General features: G+C 60.2%; 18 protein-coding genes and 1 tRNA gene. 13 read left to right on the forward strand and 6 right to left on the reverse strand.

All coding sequences use genetic code 11. From position 1 onward, the window contains the following. Positions 1-14: 14 nt before the first annotated feature. Both BW950_RS01060 and BW950_RS01065 read right to left on the reverse strand, forming a co-directional pair. Positions 15-797 (reverse strand): tRNA lysidine(34) synthetase, encoded by a 783-nt coding sequence (locus BW950_RS01060; RefSeq protein WP_234968996.1) that lies wholly within the window; start codon positions 795-797, stop codon positions 15-17. Next, the gene (locus BW950_RS01065) at positions 787-2,067 is read right to left on the reverse strand and encodes an HD domain-containing protein (RefSeq protein WP_076487435.1); all 1,281 of its coding nucleotides are present in this window, start codon (positions 2,065-2,067) and stop codon (positions 787-789) included. Before BW950_RS01065 ends, BW950_RS01060 begins: the two co-directional genes overlap by 11 nt. A 38-nt stretch (positions 2,068-2,105) precedes the next feature. On the opposite strand from BW950_RS01065, the gene BW950_RS01070 reads away from it, so the two are divergent. From BW950_RS01070 to BW950_RS01080, 3 genes are all read left to right on the forward strand, one after another. After that, positions 2,106-2,669 carry a hypothetical protein gene (locus tag BW950_RS01070; protein WP_076487436.1) on the forward strand — a complete coding sequence of 188 codons (564 nt, stop codon included), beginning with the start codon at positions 2,106-2,108 and terminating at the stop codon, positions 2,667-2,669. A gap of 72 nt (positions 2,670-2,741) precedes the next feature. Further along, positions 2,742-5,600, forward strand: a complete 2,859-nt coding sequence (locus BW950_RS01075; RefSeq protein ID WP_159438696.1) for a tetratricopeptide repeat protein — start codon at positions 2,742-2,744, stop codon at positions 5,598-5,600. A 78-nt stretch (positions 5,601-5,678) separates the two neighbouring features. Next, positions 5,679-5,751 (forward strand) — tRNA-Met (locus BW950_RS01080). 134 nt (positions 5,752-5,885) lie between these two features. Here BW950_RS01080 and nrdR read toward each other — a convergent pair. Together nrdR and BW950_RS01090 are read right to left on the reverse strand one after the other, a co-directional pair. Further along, the gene (gene nrdR / locus BW950_RS01085; protein ID WP_076487438.1) at positions 5,886-6,347 is read right to left on the reverse strand and encodes a transcriptional regulator NrdR; all 462 of its coding nucleotides are present in this window, start codon (positions 6,345-6,347) and stop codon (positions 5,886-5,888) included. A 152-nt stretch (positions 6,348-6,499) separates the two neighbouring features. Beyond that, entirely contained in the window at positions 6,500-8,143 is a 1,644-nt protein-coding gene (locus tag BW950_RS01090; protein WP_076487439.1) for a methyl-accepting chemotaxis protein, read from the reverse strand. A gap of 102 nt (positions 8,144-8,245) precedes the next feature. Here BW950_RS01090 and cysS point away from each other — a divergent pair, with 102 nt between their 5' ends. Then, positions 8,246-9,916, forward strand: coding sequence for a cysteine--tRNA ligase (gene cysS / locus BW950_RS01095; protein ID WP_076487440.1), 1,671 nt, complete (start codon positions 8,246-8,248; stop codon positions 9,914-9,916). Then, positions 9,916-10,461: a SufE family protein gene (locus BW950_RS01100; protein ID WP_076487441.1), complete on the forward strand. Its 546-nt coding sequence runs from the start codon at positions 9,916-9,918 to the stop codon at positions 10,459-10,461. Before cysS ends, BW950_RS01100 begins: the two co-directional genes overlap by 1 nt. A 134-nt stretch (positions 10,462-10,595) precedes the next feature. On the opposite strand, the gene BW950_RS01105 is transcribed toward BW950_RS01100, so the two are convergent. Then, positions 10,596-12,077, reverse strand: a complete 1,482-nt coding sequence (locus BW950_RS01105; protein ID WP_076487442.1) for a ketol-acid reductoisomerase — start codon at positions 12,075-12,077, stop codon at positions 10,596-10,598. A gap of 160 nt (positions 12,078-12,237) precedes the next feature. Here BW950_RS01105 and BW950_RS01110 point away from each other — a divergent pair, with 160 nt between their 5' ends. The 7 genes from BW950_RS01110 (at position 12,238) to BW950_RS01140 (ending at position 18,672) form a co-directional block, all read left to right on the forward strand. Next, positions 12,238-13,719 (forward strand): aminoacyl-histidine dipeptidase, encoded by a 1,482-nt coding sequence (locus tag BW950_RS01110; protein ID WP_076487443.1) that lies wholly within the window; start codon positions 12,238-12,240, stop codon positions 13,717-13,719. Between the two features lie 65 nt (positions 13,720-13,784). Then, the gene (locus BW950_RS01115; protein WP_076487444.1) at positions 13,785-14,786 is read left to right on the forward strand and encodes a sugar ABC transporter substrate-binding protein; all 1,002 of its coding nucleotides are present in this window, start codon (positions 13,785-13,787) and stop codon (positions 14,784-14,786) included. Between the two features lie 182 nt (positions 14,787-14,968). Next, positions 14,969-15,334, forward strand: coding sequence for a response regulator (locus BW950_RS01120; RefSeq protein ID WP_076487445.1), 366 nt, complete (start codon positions 14,969-14,971; stop codon positions 15,332-15,334). A gap of 11 nt (positions 15,335-15,345) precedes the next feature. Continuing rightward, positions 15,346-15,858: a hypothetical protein gene (locus tag BW950_RS01125; RefSeq protein ID WP_143559082.1), complete on the forward strand. Its 513-nt coding sequence runs from the start codon at positions 15,346-15,348 to the stop codon at positions 15,856-15,858. A 93-nt stretch (positions 15,859-15,951) separates the two neighbouring features. Then, complete coding sequence (locus BW950_RS01130; protein WP_076487447.1) at positions 15,952-17,211, forward strand: zinc-binding dehydrogenase; 1,260 nt, start codon at positions 15,952-15,954, stop codon at positions 17,209-17,211. Between the two features lie 67 nt (positions 17,212-17,278). Next, positions 17,279-17,761, forward strand: a complete 483-nt coding sequence (locus tag BW950_RS01135; RefSeq protein ID WP_076487558.1) for a low molecular weight protein-tyrosine-phosphatase — start codon at positions 17,279-17,281, stop codon at positions 17,759-17,761. Next, positions 17,758-18,672 (forward strand): fructosamine kinase family protein, encoded by a 915-nt coding sequence (locus tag BW950_RS01140; RefSeq protein ID WP_159438697.1) that lies wholly within the window; start codon positions 17,758-17,760, stop codon positions 18,670-18,672. Before BW950_RS01135 ends, BW950_RS01140 begins: the two co-directional genes overlap by 4 nt. 8 nt (positions 18,673-18,680) lie before the next feature. Here the strand turns inward: BW950_RS01140 and BW950_RS01145 are convergent, their stop codons facing one another. After that, complete coding sequence (locus BW950_RS01145) at positions 18,681-19,256, reverse strand: NAD(P)H-dependent oxidoreductase (RefSeq protein WP_159438698.1); 576 nt, start codon at positions 19,254-19,256, stop codon at positions 18,681-18,683. 167 nt (positions 19,257-19,423) lie between these two features. Between BW950_RS01145 and BW950_RS01150 the strand changes: the two genes are divergently transcribed. After that, positions 19,424-19,726 (forward strand): metal-sulfur cluster assembly factor, encoded by a 303-nt coding sequence (locus BW950_RS01150; RefSeq protein ID WP_076487448.1) that lies wholly within the window; start codon positions 19,424-19,426, stop codon positions 19,724-19,726. The last annotated feature ends 26 nt before the right edge of the window (positions 19,727-19,752 follow it).

The following is a 19,752-nucleotide window of genomic DNA, read 5'->3' on the forward strand; positions in this document are numbered from 1 at the left end:
CATCGTGGCGGTGATCACAACTCGGGCAGGTACTCATGATCAATATTCGTGTGGGCCCGGTTGATATTCTCCCGGACCTGAGGGTTGATCCTGGCCATTTCCTCGATGAGCGGACGGATTCGCGCCCGCACGTTGGTTCTGTGGAAGGGGCAGTCGATTGAGGCCACTGGCAGGTCCAGTGTCTCTGACACCGTCTGGATCAGCTCCTCCCGGACCTCGCAGAGTGGCCTGATGACCGAAAGACCTCCCGAAAAGAAGGGTTGGACCGGCATCATGGTGGAGAAGCTTCCCCGGAAAAAAAGATTCATCAACGTGGTCTGAACTATATCGTCCAGATGGTGACCTGTGGCGATCAGCGGCCGTTCGGGCCAGGACCGGACATAATCAAAGAGGATTCGCCGCCGGTTTCTGCCGCAGCGGTAGCAGTCAAACCGCCCGCCGAAGGAATCGGGCCTCATCTCGGCCGTGAGGACCGTGAAGGGAATCTCCAGGGCAGAAAAATAGCGATGCAGCGCCTCCAGGGACTCCCTGCTGTGGGGGTGTTCCCGCCAGTCTACAAGAACCGCCTCAAGGCGGTAGGTGATGGGAATGAACCGCAGACGCAGGCGCAAGGCCAGGGCCAGAGCCAGAGAATCCTTTCCCCCTGAGACGGAGAGCAGGACCCGGTCTCCCTGACCGATCATTCCATGACGATTGATCCCCTTCCCGGCAGAGCGGAGAAATCGCATGATCACCGGAGGCGGCTGCTGGTGCAGATAACGGGTGATTTCGGCAAAGCCCTGGTCCTCACCGGTCACGGAGCACCTCCTGGAGATATTGCAGGGGGTCTCCCATGGATGAGGCCGTCTCGGGAGGCGCAATAAGGCGAACCTTTCGGAGCGTTGCCGTAAAGCGGGCCACCACGGAGGGTGAAAAAACGCTCTCCTCGGAAAAGCTGGAAACCTCCCGGGAGCGTACCGGCAGGTCCGCCTCGAAGGAAATCGCATCGGGGAGGTCCAGGAGAACCTGGTGGTCCTGGAGCGATCGGTGTCCTCGGGCACGAAGATCCCGGGCAATCTGTTCTTCCAGGCCCTGGCGGTGGTGGTTGTCCTCCAGAAGCCGGTGACCGGGGATATCCGCCGAGAAGGGGACCTCTGCCAGGGGTTTCAGGAGATTCCTCCGGCCCACCCGGCGGATCAGCTCGAAGGGAGGAAAGGCTTTCCCCCCCAGGCGCGAGAGAAGCAGTTCGTCGTCCAGCCCGTAGAGTTCTTCAGGAGCGATAACTCCCTCCTGAAGCGCCCGGTAGACGGCGTTTTTTATCATTGCCGTGGCCACGCGCACCGTCCGGTGCCAGTAGACGGCACGGTACATGAGATACTTGGAAAAGAGCACCGTTTCCACAGCGGCAACCCCCGCCTGGTCCACCCCGATCCGGCCATCTCCGGCGGGGACGATCCTGGTCAGGGCAAAATCAACATCCTGGATTCCGTAGGGGACGCCACAGAAAAAGGCGTCCCGGTTCAGGTAGTCCAGCTTGTCAGGATCGAGGCTGCCCGAAAGAAGGGATCGGTAGAAGGGGATCTCCCGGTCATCTCCCGCAGGCAGACTCGTGTCCACGATGGCAGCCACCCTCTCGGGTGATACCTCCAGGTTGTGGCGGAGCTTCCGGGCCATCTCCCCTGATTGCACCAGCAGACCCGTGAGTTCCTCGTGTTCTCGCAGAGGAAGGCTTTTGAAACTGTGGGTATAGGGAAAATGACCCAGATCATGCAGAAGCGCTGCAGCCAGAAAGGACCGGACCCCCTCCAGGGAGAGCTCGGGCGTTTCGGGGTGACGCAGGAGGTGCTGGAGAAGTCGCCGGGCCAGGTGGAGCACGCCCAGGCTGTGGTTCAGCCTGGTGTGGGTTGCCCCGGGATAGACCAGATAGGTGGGGCCCAGCTGGCGGATTCTGCTCAGTTGCTGGAAGGCGTCGGTGTCCACCAGAGAGAGCAGGGCTGGCGTGAGATGAATATGGCCCCAGAGAGGGTCCCTCACCGGTTCGGTAAAACCTTCGTCGAGGTAGCGCAACGTTTCCTGTTGTCCCGTCATGGCGGACTATATTACCATTGTCGGGTGAGGTTGTGGCAATGAGCAGACGGGGTGTTTTCAGAACCTGCCGAACCCTGGCGGTGCTGCTGGTCGTCTGGGGTCTCTGTCCCGGTGTGGCCCGGGCTGATACCGCTCTTCAGGATCGCGAGCCCCTGCGGGTGCGGTCCCTTCGGGACGAGACCACCAGGACCGTCGTGGGGTTCTTCGGCCCCCCCTCGGAGGTTGCTCCCCGAGCGACCCTCGCTTCCAGGGATTTCCTGGAAACTCTTTGTCCCGACGATGAGCGACTGGTGGCGTGGCTTGTGAATCCCGAGGGGAAGGATCTTCCTCTCCATGATTTTTCTCCCCGGGTTCAGGATTATCTGCCCCGGGAGCTCGAAGAGGCCCTTTCCGGGGCCCGGGGGTTTACCGCAGCCTACGGGGTCGTCCCGGCTTCCGGGTCCGCCCGGGGAGAGGATGATCCCCGGGAGATTGTGCTCTTCTACCGGAACAAAGCCTTCACGCTCTTTCTCTATCACGAAGAAGGGGCCCGTGTGGATGGCGAGGTTCTCCCCCGCCAATGGACGCGCCGCCGAAGCCTTGCTTCCGGGTGGGGGTATTAATTCCCGTCTCCCCCCGGCCGATACTTACAGCAAATGTACTGTATTCTAGTGGAAGCGGGTGGCCTTCACCAGATGGCGCGGATTCACCCATCCTGGCACCGGCGGTTTTTGCTGGAGCTGGGCGAACTCTTGCGCCGGTATGGTTTTGCGCTCCTTCGTCACGATGGCGATCAACTTCTCTTTCTGCAGGAGGAACCGCCCCGGGTTTCCTCCCAGGAGGAAGCTACCGCAGTGGTGGGGGAGCTCCTGCGCGGGCTCCAGACATTCCTCGTCAATTGCGCCGAAAATCTTCTGGATTACACGGTTTTGCTCGAGGCCGACGTGAAAGACCGGGCCGGTGCAGCCGGGGCGTTCCCTCTCTTCGTTCAGCGCCTTTCTTCGGTTCGGCAGGAAAACACCCTGTATCTCACCGAAGAGGCAGCAGAGTATTTTCATGCTCTTCTTGAGATGACCCGGGAGGGGGCGTTGTTTCGTGTAATCTCCCTGTCCCGGGACGATCACGACAGGCCCGGACCCTACGATCGGGTGCTTCGGCAGGGGTGTTCCCAACCAGCGCTGGATCTCATCGTTGAAACCCTCTCCCGGGAGGGGAAGCACCGGGGATTCTGGTTTCATGGTCCGGATCGGTCAGCCGTGGCAACCCTGGTTGGAACTATTCTGGAAAGGGACGGCTCCGGCCCGGCGGTCCTGATCCAGTGTTCCCGGGCCATGACGCGTCGGGACTTCCTGCGCAGGGTGATCCAGGCGATCCCGGACACTCCGGTCCCGGAGTCGGAACGCTCCGAGGAAGATCGGGTCTACACTGCCCTGCGAGAGCAGCTGAAGGAACCCTGTCGGGGCTACCTGGCCCGGAATATGGTTGATTGTGACCTTCAGGGTACCGCAGCGTTTCTGGTGCGGCGGTTTTTTCTGAGCGATTCCCAGCGCCGGGTCTACCTGGCCGATTGCGATCTCTGCGAGGGAGCGGCCCGGGAGTTCCTCTCATGGATTCCCGAAACGACCTCGCTGGCTCCCCTGGTAGTCTCCTCTGCCGCTCCTCCTCCCGAGGGGAGTCAGGAGCTTTGGACGGTAACTGATCTTTCCCCCCAGGGGGACAGCCCTTCGCCGCCCCCGGCCTCATTGCTCACCACAGCCTCGGAAGCGCGGAATCGCGGCGAATTCAGCCGGGCTCTCCGCTATTGGGTGAACTGCTTCGGCCCGGGCCGGAGCCTGGGAGCTATCTTTCACCGGGGGCTGAAACCGCAGTATCGGAGAGTTCTTTTCCTTGTGTTTCTCGCCGATGGACGGGGAGGGCTCTCGTTTCTGGACGATCTCTGCCGTGGTGCAGGGCTTTCCCCGGTGGAACAAAGCCATGCCCTGAGAGAACTCGTGCAGGTCGGGCTTCTTTCATCTCTGAATCCCCCGAGAGTTCACGAGGCGGTGGCGCGCACCGCTGATACGATTCTGGAGTCCCGGGGCCGGAAAAAGCTGGAACAGCAGGTTTCCAACCATTTGGCTGAACGCGTTATGGCGGAATCCCTGCCGCTCACTCCCGAACTCTGGGAGCTCCTGCGCAGCGGTCTCTCCCGGAAGGACCAGATCCCCCTTTTGCATCTTCTTCTTCAGAGAATCGCCGAGGGAGGAGGAGAAGATGAGCTGGAGGGGCTTGCCAGGGATCTTCCCCGGGAGATGAAAACCAGTCTGGATAGCGCAGAGCTTCGCCTGGCCCTGCGTTGGACCAAAGGTCCCGGGGCCTGCCCGGACCTGGCTGAGAGGCTTTCTCTCGGGAACGACCGGGCACCCTCTCCCTGGGAAAGTGATTTTATTCTTGCCCTGGCAGAGTACGAGTTAGCGCGACGGGACTACGTAAAAGCGCTCAAACTCTGTAAGACTGCGCTTCTTCTGAACCTCGAAGGGGCGGAACATGGCCATGGCAGGGTATCGGCCGCTCCCGGGGGTCGCTCCTGCCGGGGAAACGCCCATCTTCTGATGGCCCGGATCGCTCTCTATCAGGGGCAGGTCAGGGAAGCCGCGCAGTATCTCTCCTTTGCCCGGGACGAAGGAGAGGGGGACGCTCTTGTTTTCTGCGAGGCCAGGAGTCTTGAGGGGGTGCACTGTTTCCTCCTGGGAAATTACACGCGGGCTGATCGGATTTTCGGGGAAGTCCAGCCGCGTCTTTTTGAGGCAGGGGCAACCCACCAGCTTCTTCTTTCCTGGTTTGCCAGAGCTCGCATACGGTTCGAACTGGGGGAATACACCGAGGCTCGGGCCGGTTTTGCCTTTCTGGAGCGATATAGCGGAGAACGGGGAATTCCCCCGATACAAAACGTCGCCCGGGCATGGAAAAGACGAGCGACCTTTTTTCTGAGCGATAGTTCCGGAGAAGACCCCGAGGAAGGGGATCCCCGGGCGGAGGATCTCTCCCGGGAGGAGGTCTTCTTTCTCGCCGAGGCCCTCTGCCGGAGAGGACATTTTGACCGGGCCTTGCCTCTCCTTGAGGATATCTGTGCCGCCGAAGAGGGGACCGATCGCTGGCCCCGCCTGGGTGTCGCCTGGGAGAACGGCTTTGCCCCCCTGGAGGATCTTCTGGTGGCCTCGTCGTCCGGCGTGAGCGAGCTGGGTCGTCTTGCCACGGCCTGTCGGGCCTGGGCGCTGGCAAAGACAGGCAGGATGGACGAGGCGGTGCCTCTCTTCTTCGGCCTCACCCGGGGAGGAAACGGCGCGGCTCAGGATCCTCAGGCCCTGCTGTTTACGTACCTTTATTCCACGGTGCTTCCCGAGAAGCGGTCTCCCGATCAGGATGACCGGGCCACCGTTCTGGGAAGGGCTGTAAAGCTCTGCCAGGAGCGGTCGAGCCGGATCGAGGGGTACCAGGACAGGATGCGATTTACCCGTGATAATCTCTGGACGAGGGAGTTGCTGGAGGCGGCCCGCCGGTATAACCTGGTCTAGGGGAAATAGGTCCTCCACAGGACCGTTCCCCCTTGACAGGTTGGAAGCGTTTCGGTAAAGTCTGCCCTCGTAACAGAGGGTGGCGTAGCTCAGTCGGTAGAGCAAGCGGCTCATATCCGCTCGGTCAGGGGTTCAAGTCCCTTCGCCACTATCTTTTTATCAAGCGCATTCCCTGGGGAGTGCGCTTTTTTATTATTTCCGGTCTCTGTATATTCTCTGGGGTCTGGATTTTCTCTGGGGCTAGAAGGGCGGTCGTTGCGGCTACCCAAGGCAACCCTGCTTGAGCTATCCCTGCTCAAGCAGCTCGATTTCGCGGATAAACTCGTGGACACTCTCAAAGTTCCGGTAGACCGAGGCAAAGCGCACGTAGGCAACCCGATCGATCGTGTACAGGCGACCCAGGACCATCTCTCCCAGGCGGGATGCAGGAATCTCGTGGGAATCCATTCCCTCGCGGGTGGCCTCCTCTTCAAGCTCGTCGATCATGGAGAGAATCGCGGTCTGGCTCACCGGTCGCTTCCGCAGGGCCTGCTGGATTCCCTTCTCCAGCTTTGCCCGGTCAAAAGGCTCCCGTCGGGACTCGCTTTTTTTTACCACCATCAGGGGCTTCTCCTCGATTCGCTCGTAGGAGGTGAAGCGGTATCCGCAAACCTCGCACTGTCGGCGGCGGCGAATCGTTCCCCCATCGGCCAGGGCCCGGGATTCTATAACACGGTCTTCCAGAGATGTACACTTTGGGCAACGCACAGGCCTCTCCCGATTTCTTGAGCTCCGCAGGTTCCGGCGGTCGCCTACTCTAGCACAGGGGCAGGGGGTTGTGCAATTTTCCCGGAGCCCCCGGCCTGTGTCTCACGTGGGAGTGCGGGTGCGGGTGCATCTGCCGGTGGGGCCCTATTATATCAAACCCTGTGATCCTCCCCGATTTTTATCGCCAGAGAGCGATGAATCAGTTCAGAGACCTGCCGGTCCACCGTCTGGGCCTGCTCTCTCACCCTGGTGAGCTTCTGCATGATCTGGCTTCCGTTTTCGTTATGGGACGAGAGGAGCTCTATCTGGCGGGAAACTTCCTGAAGCTTCTCCGTGAGGTCCTGAAAGGATCGCTGGTATTCATCAAGATTCGTCTGAGTCTCCATGGCCACCTCTGCCACGTGTTCGGAATCATTGTGAATTGCAGCAAGGTCATGACCCAACCGCTCGCCGAAGGAGATGAACCCCTGCGTGCTGGTATCGATCGTCTCGATATATCGACGGGCGCTCTCCAGTTCGCTGTGGATTCTCTCGTAGGAGTTCTTTGCCCGTACGCCATCGCTGGTGGAGGCATCCACGGATTCCTTCATCTCCGTTATGATCGATGATATCTCCGAGGATCGCTGGTTTGCATCGGTGGCCAGGGACCTGATCTTGTGGGCCACCACAGCGAACCCCCGGCCTGCGCTTCCGGCGTTGGCCGCCTCGATGGAAGCATTCATGGCGAGCAAATGAGTCTGGTCGGCGATGTTCCGGATCATGGCGTTGATTTCCGTGAGTTGGGTCTGACGCTGCTCGATCATGCCGATCCGGTTGAGGACGCTCGCCAGATCGGTCTCTCCTGTCTTGCAGGCCTCTTCCAGGCGCCGGGCGGCCTCGCGGGTTTGCAGAATTTCCCGGGAGGTCTGGTGGAGTGTGTTGTTCAACTCCTCCCGGACCTCCAGGGAGTTGCAAAGCCGTTCTTCCTGCTCCCCCAGGCGGAGCAAGACCAGCGCCATTGCCTCGGTGACGCGGGAGAGGGTGCTTTGCGAAGTCTGAAGACTGTTGTGCATTGTCCCTGCATCGGAACTGATCTGGTGGACCGTATCGGAATAGGCGGAGAAGATCGTCTCGATGCCGCCCATCTTGTCCTGGGTCTCGCTATGGGTGTGCTTGAGAGGTTCCTGAAGACCGTTCATCTCCTGAATGATCGTTCGCAGTTTTACCAGGGCCTGATGACTTTGCTCGTTGGAGTCGGCTGCCTGTTTCAGGAGAATCTTGGTGACGATCCCCACCACCATCCCTGCCGCTCCTCCAAAGAAGAGAACCACCGAAAAGAGCGGTATTCTTGCTATCAGGGCGGCGTTGGCACTGCCGGAGATATGATACCCCAGGATCGTTGCCGCCACGGCGCAGGAGGCCAGGGGAAAGGCGGGGTGCACCACCACACCCGTAGGGAAAATGACCACCAGGAGCAACCCCAGCACGGAAATGAGGACCGTAGCGTATTCTCCCGGAGGGGAGAGGCCGGGCAGGGCCAGAAAGGTGATAATCAGTATAAAGAGGGAGAAGAACAATATCCCCCCTGTCACGATCCGCCCCCGGGAGATAAGGATCAGACAGGCCAGCCCGTTCGCCAGGGCTATTCCTGCGGCAATCGTGGCCGGAATATTCTGGAGAAGGACAAAGAAGATCGGCGCGAGGACCAGGGCGATGACACTGAGGATCGCGACAAACCAGAGGGCTACCGTCTGTTCCAGCCCGGCCGTGCCGGCACGGCTTTTTCCAAAATCCGGCAAAAACGCTCGTTTTTTCATTGCCCCAAGTATAACGCAGGAGAAAAGAATCTTCCCGGGGATCGGAAAAAAAGTTGTTTTCGATCTTGCCGAAAAATCCCCGGCTGGGTACCGTTTACCCCTATGGCAGATCAACCACTGTACGAGCAGATCGGTCTCACCGTGTTCAACTCCCTGAGTCGTTCCCGGGAGACCTTTCGTGCAATCAACCCTCCCCAGGTGGGGATGTATGTATGCGGCCCCACGGTTTACAGCGATCCTCATTTGGGGCACGCCCGGGCGGCTCTCGCCTTTGACACGGTCTTCCGGTATCTGCGTTTTCTGGGCTACCGGGTGCGCTATGTCCGAAACATCACCGATGTGGGGCATCTGGAAGACGAGACCACCGAGGCCGGAGAGGACAAAATACTCAAGCGGGCTCGCCTGGAGCGGCTCGAACCGATGGAGGTGGTCCAGCGCTACACCCTCCTTTACCGGGAAGGGATCAGCAAACTTGGCTGTCTGCCTCCCTCGATAGAGCCTGCCGCCAGCGGGCACATCGTGGAGCAAATCCAGGTGATCGAGCGGATCCTTGCAGCGGGTCTGGCCTACGAGCAAGAGGGGTCGGTTTATTTCGACTTGAACAAATATGTTCGTCAGGGAGGAGCCGTTCAGGGATCTCCCTACGGAAAACTTTCGGGAAAAATCTTCGAGGATCTCCTGGAAAACACCCGGAATACCTCGGGCCGGGAAGAAAAGCGGAACGCCCTGGATTTTGCCCTCTGGAAGCGGGCCGAGCCGGGTCATATCATGCGCTGGCCCAGCCCCTGGGGTGAGGGGTTTCCCGGTTGGCACCTGGAGTGCACCGCCATGAGCACGCGTTATCTGGGCGAGACCTTCGACATCCATGGCGGAGGATTGGACCTGCAGTTTCCCCACCACGAAGCGGAAATTGCCCAAAGTCATGGTGCTTTCGGAGAGGATCCTGCCCGATACTGGCTGCACAGCAACATGCTTACCGTGGCAGGGCAAAAGATGGCCAAGAGCCTGGGTAACTTCATAACCCTGGAAGAGATCTTCTCCGGTGATCACCCAGCCCTGGACCAGGCCTGGGACCCCATGGTGGTCCGTTTTTTTATGCTCCAGTCCCATTATCGAAGCACCATCGATTTTTCCAACCAGGCCCTGGGGGCCGCCGAAAAGGGCTTCGGGCGCCTGATGGCTGCAGTTCAGGTGGCAGCGCACTACCTGGCGGAGCTTCCTGAAAATCAGGCAGAACCTCTGCCCCGGGCCACCTCTCAGGAAGATATCGCGGCCCGTCGCGCCGCAGCGCCCCAGGTGGACACCCTGGCTGCCGCGGGCCGCAGGGTGCCCTTCCCGGGGAACATGGCCTTTGCTGCCGGGGATGATCACGCCCGGGCCGTGGCCTCCCAGATCGAGGCCTGCTGGAGCGCCATGAGCGACGATTTTCACACTCCCCGGACAATCGCCGCGCTCTTCGAGCTGGGAAAACTCATCCAGCGGCCTGATCACCTCCAGGCAGCCCCCGAGGTCCGCAGCGCCGCCGCTCGCACGCTGGTGGCGTTTTCCCGGGATGTACTGGGTCTCCTGCCCCCGGCTTCGAACGCAGCTGGTGGATCGGCAACCACCGAAGCCCCCCTGGAGGCAGCCCTGGAGCTGTTAATCGAAATCAGGAAAAAGGCACGGGACGAAAAGGACTTTTCCACGGCCGATGCGATTCGTGATCGTCTCAGTGCAGCAGGAATTCAATTCAAGGACGGGAAGGACGGGACCACAGGATGGACGCGAAAATAATGAAAAGTCTCGGCGATATGCAGGCCTATCTCGATGAAATCACGGAGGAGCTGCTGCTGCTCCGGGAGATCGATAACCTGGAGATGTACCGCCTCTTGACGGATCTGGGGAAGGAGCTCAAAGAGCTCCCTCCCGAGGAGTGTACCGAAGAGAATTACGTCTACGGTTGCATCAGCAACGTCTACATCGTGGACGAGTACGATCAGGGAAGAATGTTCTACCGGGGGAACTCCGATGCCCACGTGGTCCGGGGGTACCTGGCCATCCTTCTGAAGGCCCTCAGCGGACTGCCCCCCGAGGACGTAATAACCGGTACAAAAGAAGCCGTGGAGGCCTTTGCCCGCAAGACCGACCTGAAGACATCGCTCACGCCCAACCGGGCAAACGCCTTCGGGAACATTTACAAGCTCATGGTTGAAAAAGCAGCCCGGCGCATCTCCGGCGGGAGCGGAGCCCCGGAGCCCCGGCAAGGCCCGGAGCCCCGGCAAGGCCCGGGCTCCGGAGAAGACCCGGAGCCTGGAGAAGACCCCCGCCCGCAGGCGTAGGCCTTCACCTCTCTCGAGGGTCTGCCCCGCCAAGGGCCGGCCCTCAGGCAGAGCCGCCGGGCCCCAGGCCCTCAGGCAGAGCCCCCGGCCCTCAGGCAGGGCCCCAGGCCCTCTCAGGCAGAGCCCTCAGGCCCTCAAGCAGAGACGGAGATATCCACGCTGGGCCGGTAGGCCAGAAGGGTCTCCACCGCCTGGTGGACAGGATGGGCCTCGAAGGCCTTGATCAGCTCCGGATCGGCAGCCTCTCCGGCCTCGACGCGGGGAAAACCCAACTGGCACAGAAGGTAGTCGAAGCGGGGTGCCCATTTCCGGCTTCCCAGACGGGCCGTGGTGGAACAGTTATCCACCATGTAGCTCACACCCCGGGCGTGCATATAGGGATTCAGGCTGTCCACAGCCTCGATCACCGATTCGTTGACCACCTCGGAGTAGACGTGGCCCGCCGCCAGAAGAACATCGATCTGGGCGATCATCGTCGCCACGTAGACACCAGCCGTGAAAGCATTCAGAGGAGCGCTCTCGGCCGTGCGGGCTGCGCGCACTCGGGAACCAACCTTCCACATGGGGGTGTTGTCAATCGTGTCCAGGGGATACTCCTGGAGGCGTGCGCCCGCCAGAATGACCGACCTGATCTCGTTCCCGCTGGCCACCTCATCGTAGATCTCCTGGAGGATCTCCCTGGCCGGGCGGTATGCGGCGCTGTAGGCGGCCTCGAAGGTCTGCCTGTCTCCCGGGGAAAGCTTGCTGTAGAGCGCCTTTATTCCCTCGTGGGAGATCGTCTTCGAGATGGGGCCGGTAATGCTCTCCACGGTCTCGTTGAAAGATTGCTCGGGAGTCATGCCCTGCTCCACAAAACGCCGGTACATCGCCTCGGCAATACCGTGGACTGCCCCCAGGAGGATACCCCGCTCGCCGTAGATATCCGAACGGTATTCCATTTCCAGGGACGTCATGAAAGAGAAGGGTGCACCCAGGGCGACGGCCCAGGCGATAGCGTAATCCGTGGCCCGGCCGTCGATATCCTGTTCCACGGCGAAACTGCTGTTGATCCCTGCTCCCTCGGTGGTTCGGCCCTGCTCGTAGAGACGTCTGACACTGGGCCCCATGCCTTTGGGACAGACACCGATTACGTTCATGTCTTCAGGGAAGGACTCTCCCCTGGACGTCAGGTGTCCCAGGAGGAAACCGTGGGAAAGCCCCAGGGTGGCGCCTTTTTTCATCGCCTTGAAAACATCCTGATAGAGCTCGGCCTGGGCGGCGTCGGAGATCAGAAGCAGCACCAGATCGCTCTGGGCGATCACCTGCATCATCTCTCCCAGGGTTCCGTCGGACTCGGTGAAGCCTGCTGCCTCGGCCTTGCTCCACGATGACGACCCCGCGCGGAGCCCCACAGTGACGGTGATATCACTCCCCGCTTCCTTGAGAGAATCCCGCAGGTTCTGGGCCTGGGCGGGACCCTGGCTTCCCCAGCCTATCACGCCAATGCGGTTGATACCGACGAAGGCCTCGGGCAGCTTGGAAAACAGATGGCGTCCGCCACGCACAATGTACTCTTCCGTTCCGGCCAGCGTGATCTTCTCTTTTTCGAACACGCGGGTAGTAAAATCGAACTTCATAATACCGTACCATACCAGAACCGCCGGAAGATCGACAAGACTAGCCTTCCCGCCGGAGCTCCGGCAGCTCTCCGGGTATTCCCTTGCACGGCCTGGGGGGGGCGGAATCAGGAAACATCTGCTCTGGGCAGAAGGGGGACTTTCGTCTTACTATTGTTTCATGAGTAGTGCAATCGATGGTCTGAAACCAAAAGAGGTCTGGAATTTTTTTGCCGAGATTTCCGCCATTCCCCGGGAATCGCGGAAAGAAGAAAAAATACGCAACTACGTTCTGGAAAAAGCCCGGCTCTGGGGGCTTCCTTCCCGCAGCGACACCATCGGCAACGTGGTGGTGGAAAAACCGGCATCGCCCGGTTTCGAACACCTGCCGGTGACAGTCCTCCAGGGTCATCTGGACATGGTCTGCGAGCAGAACCGGGGCACTGGCCACAACTTTGACACCGATGGAATCGAACTGGTCCGACAGGGTGAGTGGCTTCGGGCGAACAACACCACCCTGGGGGCTGATAACGGCATCGCCGTGGCGATGATGCTGGCCCTTCTGGAGAGCGATGAGCCCCTGGGCCCGCTGGAGTGCCTCTTCACGGTAGACGAGGAAACAGGTCTCACCGGAGCCCTCGAGATGGACCCCTCCCTGATCAAGGGGCGTATCCTGATCAATCTGGACAGCGAGGAAGAGGGGTATTTCTATATCGGCTGTGCCGGCGGGTGCAACACCTACATGGAGCTTCCCCTGGTGCGGGAGTCGTTCCCGCAGAACTCCTCTCCGGAGAAACCTGCCCGGGGAGCTCGCCTGGAAATCACCGGTCTTCAGGGTGGCCATTCCGGCATGGATATCCACGAGGGACGGGGCAATAGCCTGGTTCTGGGAGCGCGGTTGCTGGCCGAGCTCCGGCAGGAGTTTCCGGCCCTGATGGTCTCCCGCCTTTCCGGTGGGGGAAAGCATAATGCCATTCCCCGGGAGCTTGTAGCTGATCTGGCCTGGGCCGGCGTGAAGGGCCCTGATTTTGACCAGCTGCAGCGCCGGGTCGCCGACTGGGAGAAAACCTTCCGGCAGGAGCTCGGTTCGCTGGAGCCGGGGCTGAAGGTCTCCCTGAAGGAAAGTGAACTGCCGGAGCTGGTCCTCACCCCTGCCTGCTGTGATCGGGTGATCAACTTGCTTCTGGCCATTCCCCAGGGCGTGCTCGGTATGAGTCACGACGTCCCCGGTCTGGTGGAAACTTCGAACAACCTCGCTGCCGTGGACATGCCCGGAGACCGGCTCCTGGTCCTCACCAGCCAGCGCTCTTCCCGAAACACCCTCATCGACTGGGCCGGCCGTCATGTGGCCGCCCCGGCCCGTCTGGCCGGGGCCGAGGTCCGCGTTGGTGAGTGGTACCCTGCCTGGACCCCCAATGCCGAGAGCCCTCTGCTGGAGCGGGCTGTCCAGGTCTATCGGGACCTCCGGGGCCAGGACCCCCAGGTAAAGGCTGTTCATGCCGGGCTGGAGTGCGGCGTGATCCGTGATCGGGTGGGAGAAATGGACATGATCTCCCTGGGACCCGATCTGGTGGGGGTTCATACCCCGGAGGAGAAGCTGCATATCGCCTCGACAGAGCGGACCTGGGAGTTCTTGCTGAAGTTTCTCCAGGCTCTGGGCTAGAGAAAAAAGAGCAGCAGGGGTGCGGCTTGCGTGGCCGAACCCGTAATACGCAGAAGGAGGGCAGAGTGGTTTTCGGGAAAGGCCGATCGCGAGACATCTTCTTTTGCATGGTGCTGTTGATGGTTCTGTCGCCGGGGATGCTCTGGGGCACGGGGTTGCGGGAAGAGCCGCCAGAACGGCCGGGGCCGCCTCTCCAGGAACCGCTTCGTGCCTTGCCCTCTTCCGTGGTTCGGGTTGCGCTTGTCCCCGGAGGCGGCGATGAGGCATCCCTGGAGAAGGGGGTTCGACAGGCCCTGGAGGATCAGAACAGGACCCTCGCCGGAAGAGAGCGGCTGGTGCTTTTTCAGAAAGATTCTCCACCCCCGGGCGCGCTGGATCTTCAGATAAACCTGGTGGAGCGGGCCGTGGCAGGAGGCGCTCATGTGATCCTCCTGGACGCCCTTGATTCGCGGGGGCTTGTGGCTGCGGCAGAACGAGCCCGGGCTGCGGGAGTTCTCGTGGTGACCCTGATGCATCCTCTGGAAGAGGGCGGTGCCGACTTCCATGTAGGAACCGACACCGCTGCTGCCAGCGGAAGTGTGGTGGAGCATCTTTTCCTCTACGGGGGAGCGGGGCCGGTGGCGCTTCTTCCGGGAGAAGAACGACCCCGGAGTTTTCCGGGAAGAGCCCGGCAGGTCCTGCGGTATCTGGATGAGAACTACCCCGAGGTGCGAATCCTGAAGGCCTCGCCCCCGGGGCCAATCTCCCGGGAGGCTGCTGCGGTGGCCGCGAGGGGCCTCGTTGCGGCGGTCCCTGACCTTGCCGCTATCGTCGCCACCGATGGCGCGTCCCTGGAGGGCGCCGCCCGGGGTGTCCTTGAGGCTGGAGGAGCGGGAAGGGTGGCCGTCATTGGCTTCGATAAAACCCCGGAAACGGTGGCATTTCTTGAAGAAGGCGTCATACGGGGGATCCTCGTGGAGGATCCCCTGGCGATCGGCTATGTTGCCATGGTTCGGGCCGTGGCGGCCCTCCGCGGAGAGGATGTGCCGAAAGAGATCTTTGTCCCCTATCGCCTTGTCGGCCCCTAGGGAGGGGGTTCAGGCGAGCCGCCCCGGTCGAACCTCCCCGGTCAATCGTTTCCTGGCGATCTTCCCTGGCGAGTTGAAGAAACAACCCCTGTAGTTCTATTATTGAGGGTGCGGATATCTGTAACGATACAGGCCGCGAGAGTAAAGACACGGGTAGCAAGAAAACAGGAGATGGAAAGAATATGGCTAAACGGATACTGGTAGTTGACGATTCTGCAGCGGTTCGTCAAAGCGTTTCCTATGTTTTGGATCAGGCCGGCTACGAGGTGGTCCAGGCCGAGGATGGTATGGACGCGCTCAAGATGCTCGACGGCAGCACGTTTGATCTGATCGTCACCGATGTAAATATGCCAAACATGGATGGAATAGCGCTGACAGGGAAAGTCCGGGAACTGGATGCCTACAAGTACACCCCCGTGGTAGTACTCACAACGGAGTCGCAGGAGAGCAAGATGAGCGCCGGCAAGGCGGCGGGCGCGACGGGGTGGATCGTGAAGCCCTTCGATTCGGAGAAACTCCTGCAGGTGGTAAAACGGTTAGCCGGATGACCTCTTTGGCGATGATCATGATCGCACTCCTCTTGCACGCCGGGGGTGCAGGGGTTGACTCCTCATCATCGGTGGAGATCGCCCTCTACCAGGGAGCTTCCCTTGAGGGCCGCTGGCAGGGCGGGACGGTCCGCCAGGAAGGGATCTATTCTCTCCCGGGGGATTCGGGAAGGCTTTTTGTCCAGCGCCTCCACGAGCCGGATCTCACCTACGCGGTAGTGTTTCAGCCTTCCCGGGGAGAGAATCCTCCCTTGCTTGCACTGCTTTCTCTGGCGGCGCTTCACCGGGATGGGGGGCTGCCTCGCTCCGGTCTCCCCGAAGGAGAACTCCTTATTCCCCTGGAGGCTCTTCACAGCGCCGCAGCAGAGAACCAGGCCTCCCGGCGGGATGGTGTCCCGGAAGAGAAGGCTCCGGAACAGGGCGAGCTTTCGGGCGAGTCCGGAGCTGTTGTGCTTCGCTGGAGACCCGGCGAGGTCGAGGCTTCTGTCGCGGATCAGGGGATTCTCGCGCTCCTTCGTTACTGATCTCTTTGTTATTGCTTTCTTCTCTTTTTCATTCTTCGTTCTTATGGTAGTATTTAGAAAAGCATACCGCAAGCAGTGCGAGGAGTAGAGAGAATGAAAACGAAAGCGGTTCGAATGTACGGGAAAAATGATCTCCGTCTGGAAGAGTTTGAGCTCCCTCCCCTGCAGCCGGGTGAGATCCTGGCCAGGGTGGTCTCCGATAGTCTGTGCATGTCTTCCTATAAAGCAGCGATCCAGGGGAGTGGGCACAAGCGGGTGCCAGCCGATATCGATCAGAAGCCGGTTCTGCTTGGACACGAGCTCTGCGGTGAGATCCTCCAGGTGGGGGCAAAATGGGAGGGGCGCTTTTCCCCGGGGCAGCGTTTTTCCATTCAGCCGGCTCTGAACTATCGGGGTTCTCTCGATGCACCCGGCTACTCCTACCGCTATATCGGTGGAAACGCCACCTGCGTGATTATCCCTGAAGAGGTGATGGAGATGGATTGTCTCCTGGAATACCAGGGCGACGCCTTTTTTTTGGGGTCCCTGGCGGAGCCAATCTCCTGTGTTGCAGGAGCGTTCCATGCCAACTACCATACCACGCAGGGTTCCTACGACCATTCAATGGGGATTGTCGAGGGCGGGAAAACGGCGATCCTCGCGGGAGTCGGGCCAATGGGGCTGGCTGCAATCGATTACGCGATTCATAATCCCCGGCGGCCGGGGTTGCTGGTAGTAACCGACATCGACCAGGAGCGCCTGGACAGGGCTGCCCGGGTCTATACGGTCGAGGATGCGCGCAACCATGGCGTGGACCTTCATTACGTAAATACCTCCAGGGGGGAGTCGGAACAGGCCCTCCTGGACCTCACCGGGGGAACGGGCTACGACGACGTCTTTGTTTTCGCGCCGGTCCGGTCCGTTCTGGAGCAGGGAGACCGTCTCCTCGGTCACGATGGGTGCCTGAACTTTTTTGCAGGCCCCTCAAACTCCGATTTCAGGGCCGAGCTGAACTTCTACGAAGTCCACTATTCGGCGCACCATCTGGTGGGAACATCGGGGGGGAACACCGACGATATGCGTGAAGCCCTGGACCTGATGGGGCGCGGCCTGGTGAATCCCGCGGGAATGATCACCCACGTGGGCGGCCTGAACGCAGTAATAGAGACTACCCTGAATCTTCCCTCGATTCCCGGAGGGAAAAAACTGATCTACACCCACAAGAATCTCCCCCTGGTGGCGATCGATGAGTTTGCCGAGCGGGGTAAAAATGAGCCCTTCTACGCAGGGCTGGCAGAAATTTGTGAAAAGCACAACAATATCTGGAGTATCGAAGCTGAGGAGTACCTTCTGAGAGAGGCTCCGGAAATCTAGAAGCCGATCCTGAAAACAATGAATTTCGGCAAAGCAATTCAAGATTGAGGAGGCCCCTGTGCGGGTGATGTTTGTATGTACCGGAAATATTTGCCGCAGCCCCCTGGCCCAGGCCATTCTGGAAAAGATGGCTCTCGACCGGGGAGTTTCGGAGCAGATCCAGGTAGAGTCTTCGGGAACCGACGGATGGCATGTGGGAGAGAACGCCGATTCGCGCATGCGTGAGACCGCAGCCGCCCAGGGTGTAAACCTGAACCATCGGGCCCGGCAGTTTTCGGCCGGGGACCTTCAGGAATACGACCTGGTCTTTGCCATGGGAAGAAACCATCTCAAGGCGATCCGTGAGATAGCCCGCCGGGAGGGTGGCTCGGCCCGGGCAAAGGTGGTCCTCTTCCGGGAGTTCGATCCGGCCCTTTCGGGCGGGGGGAACCCCCCCGATGTGCCCGACCCCTATTATGGCGGCGCCGAGGGGTTTCGCGAGGTCTACCGGATTGTGGAGCGCACCTGCGACGAGATTCTGAACGAGATTCAGGAGGAGCGTCTGCCGTGATCGATGCCGATCTTGAGAAGATACTGCTTCCCGTCCAGACCCCCGAAGAGGCGGTAATCCTTCTCTTTGGCCGGACGGCAACAATCGGGACGCGCCGTGCCGTGGGCGGGGGTAGCATCAACGATACGGCCCTGCTCGAGCTCTCCTCGGGAGAGACGATCTTTCTCAAGGAGAACGATCTGCACCAGGGGAGTCTCTTCCAGGAAGAGGCTCGCGGGCTGGTTGCTCTGGCCCGGGCGCCCCGGGGGCCTCGCGTCCCCCGGCCCTTGGGTCTCTTTTCCGGCAAAACCCGTCAGTACCTCCTCATGGAATACGTTCCGTCGGGGCGCCCCCGGGGGGATTTCTTCACCCGCTTCGGTCGTGCTCTGGCCCGGCTTCATCGGAGCTGCCGAAACCGATCCTGCGGATTTGCCCGGGATAACCACATCGGGGCCACTCCCCAGCCGAACCCCTGGACAGAAGACTGGATCCGGTTTTTTTCCGAACAACGTCTTCGCTTCCAGGGCGAGCTGGCCAGAGCCAGGGGCCTCTGGGGGACAAGGGATCTTCGCTCTCTCGAGTCTCTGGTGAAGCGGCTCCCCGATCTGCTTCCCCAGGTGGACCAGGGTGAGGCATCACTGCTGCATGGTGATCTCTGGGGCGGCAATTTCATGGCCGACAGCGATAATGCTCCCGTACTTATCGATCCAGCGGTTTACTTTGGCCATCGCGAAGCCGATCTGGCCATGACGGAACTCTTTGGAGGGTTTTCGCCCGCCTTCTACGAGGGGTACCGGCAGGAGTGGCCTCTGGAGCCGGGCTATGGCGAGCGGAAGGATATCTACAACCTCTATCATCTGATGAACCACATGAACCTCTTCGGCGGGAGTTATCGGGCCAGCTGTCAGGCAATTCTGCGCCGTTTTTCCTAGAGAGATTCTCACAGCCAGCGCAGGACAAGCTCCTCCGCCTCCAGAAGCCATTCCCGACGATCGCGAAGGGTGCTTTCCCGAACGCCGTAAAAGGTTTTGAAGCTCACCGAGCGGATACCCACATATTCAAAGACCCGCTCCCTCCAGATCGTATTCATCGCATCCTGACTCAGGGGATTGGTCTCGTCGGTGGTGGAGATCACCAGCCCTTTCTTGTCCGTCAGGAGGGGGACCAGGTGCTTGTGAAGAAATTCGGGACCCCGGTAGTCGAAGGCAACCCCCGGGCGGAGAATCCGATCGATCCAGCCCTTGAGGATCGCCGGGGGCATACCCCACCAGTCGGGATAGACCAGTATCAGTCCTGCCGCCTCACGCAGTTCCCTCGTGTGTTGTGTTACCAGATCGTCAAAGCTGAAGCGCCGGCGAATCTCCTCGTTTTCCAGGACCGGCTGGAAGTGCTCTGCGTAGAGATCGTGGCAATGGACCCCGTGTCCCTCGTCCCCCAGGGTGGCAGCGATCCGCTCCACCAGGGCATGGGTAAAACTATCGGAGCGGGGGTGGCTGTAGACGACCAAATAGATCACAAACGGTTTCCCTCTTTCCCTATCTTTCAGTATACTCATTGTGCGCGGAAAAATCATTCATCTTGTGCAGGCGCCTTGTTCGGAATTGTTCTTAAAAAAAGCTGGAAAACGGTTGCTTAAGAGCCCTCGGAAGCGGTACCTTACAAGAGGAGTTAGGAACAATAAACATGATTAGCAAGACCGATATACTCGAATCCCTGAAAAAGGTCATTGATCCCGAGATCGGGATCAACATCGTCGATGTGGGGCTCATTTACCGTGTCGAGCCACGGGAGGACGCTGTGGAGGTGGATTTTACCCTCACATCACCGGGGTGCCCCCTGGCCGATACGATCAATCAGGAGATCATCGAGGTGATCAAGAAAGATCACGGGGTGAAAGAGGTGGTGACCAACCTGGTGTGGAACCCGCCCTGGAGCATGGAGTTTCTCAGCGAAGACGCACGAATAAGTCTGGGATACCCCATCTGATCCAGCTAGCAGTCTGAATCAATTTT

This window comes from Alkalispirochaeta americana (assembly GCF_900156105.1).
GTDB classification, from domain to species: Bacteria; Spirochaetota; Spirochaetia; order DSM-27196; family Alkalispirochaetaceae; genus Alkalispirochaeta; species Alkalispirochaeta americana.